The following is a 3,469-nucleotide window of genomic DNA, read 5'->3' as shown; positions in this document are numbered from 1 at the left end:
TGTTTGGGTAGAACCCCGGCGCGAGCGGCAGTCGGTTCCCTTTGTAGCCCACCTGGTCGTAGAGAACGACCTTGTGGTCGGGGCTGGCGCGGTAGGCGGGTCCCTTGAAGACTCGCAGCGAGAAGATGCGGTCGTACATGCCCAGCGGGGTGACGTCGGGCACCGAATCGACGATGACGGCGCGTTTGCCGCTAAATCCCCAACCTTCGTAGAGCTCGACGATCAATCGCGGTTGGACGATGGGCATGGTACCGGAGCTCTCATGGTTGGCGCCGCATCGAAAGTCATTGTAGGCGCAGGGAACCGGCGTGTCTACGCCGTCGGTGCACACGCGCGCCCTCATCCCGACCTTCTTCCTGAAGGAGAAGGGGTTCATCTGGCTCCTCTCCCTTCAGGGCTCGCAGTGAGGGCTCGAATGGACTGCCGCCTTCGCGTCGCCGCGGTTGCCCGGCACGGTCAGGCGTGGGATAGTGCCGCCGATCCTCGAGTCCAGCTCAGGCGACCACCCACCCACGCGGAGGAACCCATGGCAGACGCGATGCTTGTCTATGTCGGTAACTACACACGAGGGGCGGAGGGCGGCATCCACGTCTACACGATGGACGAATCGACCGGGGCGCTGAGCCTCCAGAACCGAGCCTCCGGCGCTGATTGCCCCTCCTTCTTCGATTTGAGCCCGGACGGCACGCACCTCTACTGCGTCAACGAGCTCGGCGAGTTCGAGGGCAAGCCCAGCGGTGGTGTCTCGGCGTTCGCCATCGATCCCGACACGGGCGATCTCCATCGCCTGAACCTGCGCCCATCGCTCGGACCCGGGCCCTGCCATATCGCCGTCGCGCCGAACGGCAAGCACGTCGTCGTCTCCAACTACGGCGGCGGCAACGTCTGCGCACTGCCCATCGAACCGGACGGAAGCCTCGGCGAGCCGAGCGACTTCGTCCAACACCGGGGAAGCAGCGTCAACCCGTCGCGGCAGCAGGCTCCCTACGCCCATTCCGCGACCTTCTCGCCGGACGGTGAGGTCGTCTTCGTCGCCGACCTCGGCATGGACAAACTGATGGCGTACCGGCTCGACGCCCAGACCGGCCAGCTCCGACCCAACGACCCGCCGTTCGCCGCGCTCCATCCCGGAGCGGGACCTCGGCACTTCGCGTTCCATCCCTCTGGCAGGTTCGGCTACGTCATCAACGAGCTCGACTCGACGATGTCCGCGTTCGCCTACGACGCGTCCACCGGAGCCCTGACAACGATCCAGTCGCTGACCACATTGCCCAAAGAATTCCACGGATCGAGCTTCTGCGCCGACGTCCACGTCGCGGCGTCCGGAAGGTTCCTCTACGGCTCCAACCGAGGGCATGACTCCATCGTCGCCTACGCCATCGCCGACGATGGCACGCTGACGACGATCGACTACACGCCGACGCAGGGCAAGAACCCGCGCAACTTCGGCTTGGCTCCGTCCGGGAAGCTCATGCTGGCGGGGAACCAGAACTCGGACACGATCGTCGCGTACCACGTGAACACCGAGACTGGCAAGCTGACGCCGACCGGCGCGGTCACCGAATCCCCGACGCCCGTGTGCATCCGGTTCCGCAGGCTGTCCGGGTAGCGGTCGACGACACCGAGGCATCGAGGATGCCCAGGCACGCCACTCTCTCCTCGATCCTCCCCCACATCGCAGGCTGGGAGGGGTAGGTTTTCTACGTGTCATGACTCAGCAGCCCTGCAATGACATCGCCCGATTCGGCAGGGCTTCGGTTGCTTGCCCGTGTGGGGCTCCCGTGGCACAGTCCCACCGTGACACCGGTGACGTGCCGAATGGAGAGACGATGAACCCCTATCTCGAGCTGGATCGCCTGATGCTCGGCGACATCTACACGTCGAGCGAGGCGATGGACAACCTGACCGTGCTCTGCGACGACTTCGGCTCCCGCTCTCCTGGCACGCCGGAGGAACTCGGAGCCGCCGAGTTCCTGCGCGCGACGCTCGCCAAGTACGGCTGCGCCGACGCCCGACTGGAGCCCTACGACTACCACGCCTGGGAACGCGGCGAAGCGGCGCTGTCCGTCGAATCGCCCTTCGCGAGACGCATCGAGACCATCTCGCTGCCCTACTGCCCGCCGTGCGATCTGACGGCTCCGCTGGTGCTCCTGGACGACGGCGGACCCGCGTCCTTCGAATCGCGCGCGGCGGAGATCGCCGGCGGCATCGTCGCGGTGTCCGGCAAGCCGCCGGAGGGGCTCGGCAGGACGGTGCATCGGACGGAGATGTACCAGCGGGCGGCGCTCGCGGGCGCGGCGGCGTTCGTCTTCGTCGGGATGTACGAGGGCCGCGGGCCCGAGACCGGGAGCCTCGAAGACGACCGCGAGGGGCTCATCCCCGGCGTGTCGATCGGGTACGAGGACGCGGAGTTCCTGCGCCGGCAGACGCGGCGGCACGGGGCGCTCTCGGTGCGCATCCGAGTCGAAGCGCGGACGTATCCGGCGACGTCCTGGAACGTCGTCGCGGACCTGCCCGGCAAGCGATCCGAGATGGTTCTCGTGGGCTGTCACTACGACGGTCACGATATCGCCCAGGGGGCGCACGATCCGGCGTCAGGCGTCGCGAGCGTCCTCGAAACCGCGCGCGTACTGTGTGCCTACGCGTCGGGGAAGATGGACTGCGCCGTTCGGTTCATCCTCTTCGGAACCGAGGAGATCGGCTTGACCGGCGCGAAACGTTACGTATCCGCCCACATGGACGAGCTCGATGCGGTCCGGTTCCTGCTCAACTGCGACGCCGCCGGGGGTCCCGGCGAGAAGGGCATCGAGATCAACGCGTGGAAGGCTCTAGACCCCGTGTTTCAGGGCTTCGGCGAGCAGATGGGCGAGCTGGCGATCGGACAGAAGACGCACGGGTTCAGCGATCATTTCCCGTTCTTCCTGGAGGGCATTCCGACCGGTTACATCGGGAATCCAAGGGGAGTCTTCACGGGGCGCGGGTGGGGACACACGCGCTACGACACGCTCGACAAGGTGCGCCTCGACGACCTGCGCCGCGCCAGCGCGCTCATCGCTCGCGCGACGCTGCGCATCGCCGACGCCGCCGAGTGGCTCGTTGTCCGTCGCTCGCGCGAAGAGGTTCAGGAACTCATCCAGGCGGAGACCAATCTGCGCGATATGCTCGAAGTCGAAGCGCGCTACGACGAGCTCTACCACCGTCGGCGCAGCAGCCCCGTCACGGACGCGGCTCACTGACCCAGGACGGTCGCGGCGACGCCGACCGCCATGAGCGCGACGGGCGGCAGTCGGCGCATCGCATCCGCCTCGCGGAACGCCAGCGATCCGATGAAGACCGCCGCTCCCAGCGATCCGGCGCGTTTGACCGTTTCGACCGTCGCCACGGGGATGTACAGGTACGCCGCCATCTGTGTCACGAGTCCGCCGACGAATCCCACGGTCACGATGAGCAGCCACGGAAGCTGCCGCCG

The 3,469-nt window shown here is 66.8% G+C and carries 3 protein-coding genes; 2 read left to right on the top strand and 1 reads right to left on the bottom strand.

What is annotated here, in order from left to right; all coding sequences use genetic code 11:
* On the bottom strand, positions 1 to 376 hold a 376-nt coding region (locus FJZ36_18450), incomplete at its 3' end, for a hypothetical protein (protein MBM3216881.1).
* Between FJZ36_18450 and FJZ36_18445 the strand changes: the two genes are divergently transcribed.
* Positions 263 to 1,609, top strand: coding sequence for a lactonase family protein (locus tag FJZ36_18445; protein MBM3216880.1), 1,347 nt, complete (start codon positions 263 to 265; stop codon positions 1,607 to 1,609). The genes FJZ36_18450 and FJZ36_18445 overlap by 114 nt on opposite strands.
* A 100-nt stretch (positions 1,610 to 1,709) precedes the next feature.
* Positions 1,710 to 3,236, top strand: a complete 1,527-nt coding sequence (locus FJZ36_18440) for a M28 family peptidase (protein ID MBM3216879.1) — start codon at positions 1,710 to 1,712, stop codon at positions 3,234 to 3,236.
* Positions 3,237 to 3,469 lie beyond the last annotated feature (233 nt).

The organism is Candidatus Poribacteria bacterium (assembly GCA_016866785.1).
GTDB lineage: Bacteria > Poribacteria > WGA-4E.
This window is presented reverse-complemented; position numbering and strand designations above follow the sequence as displayed.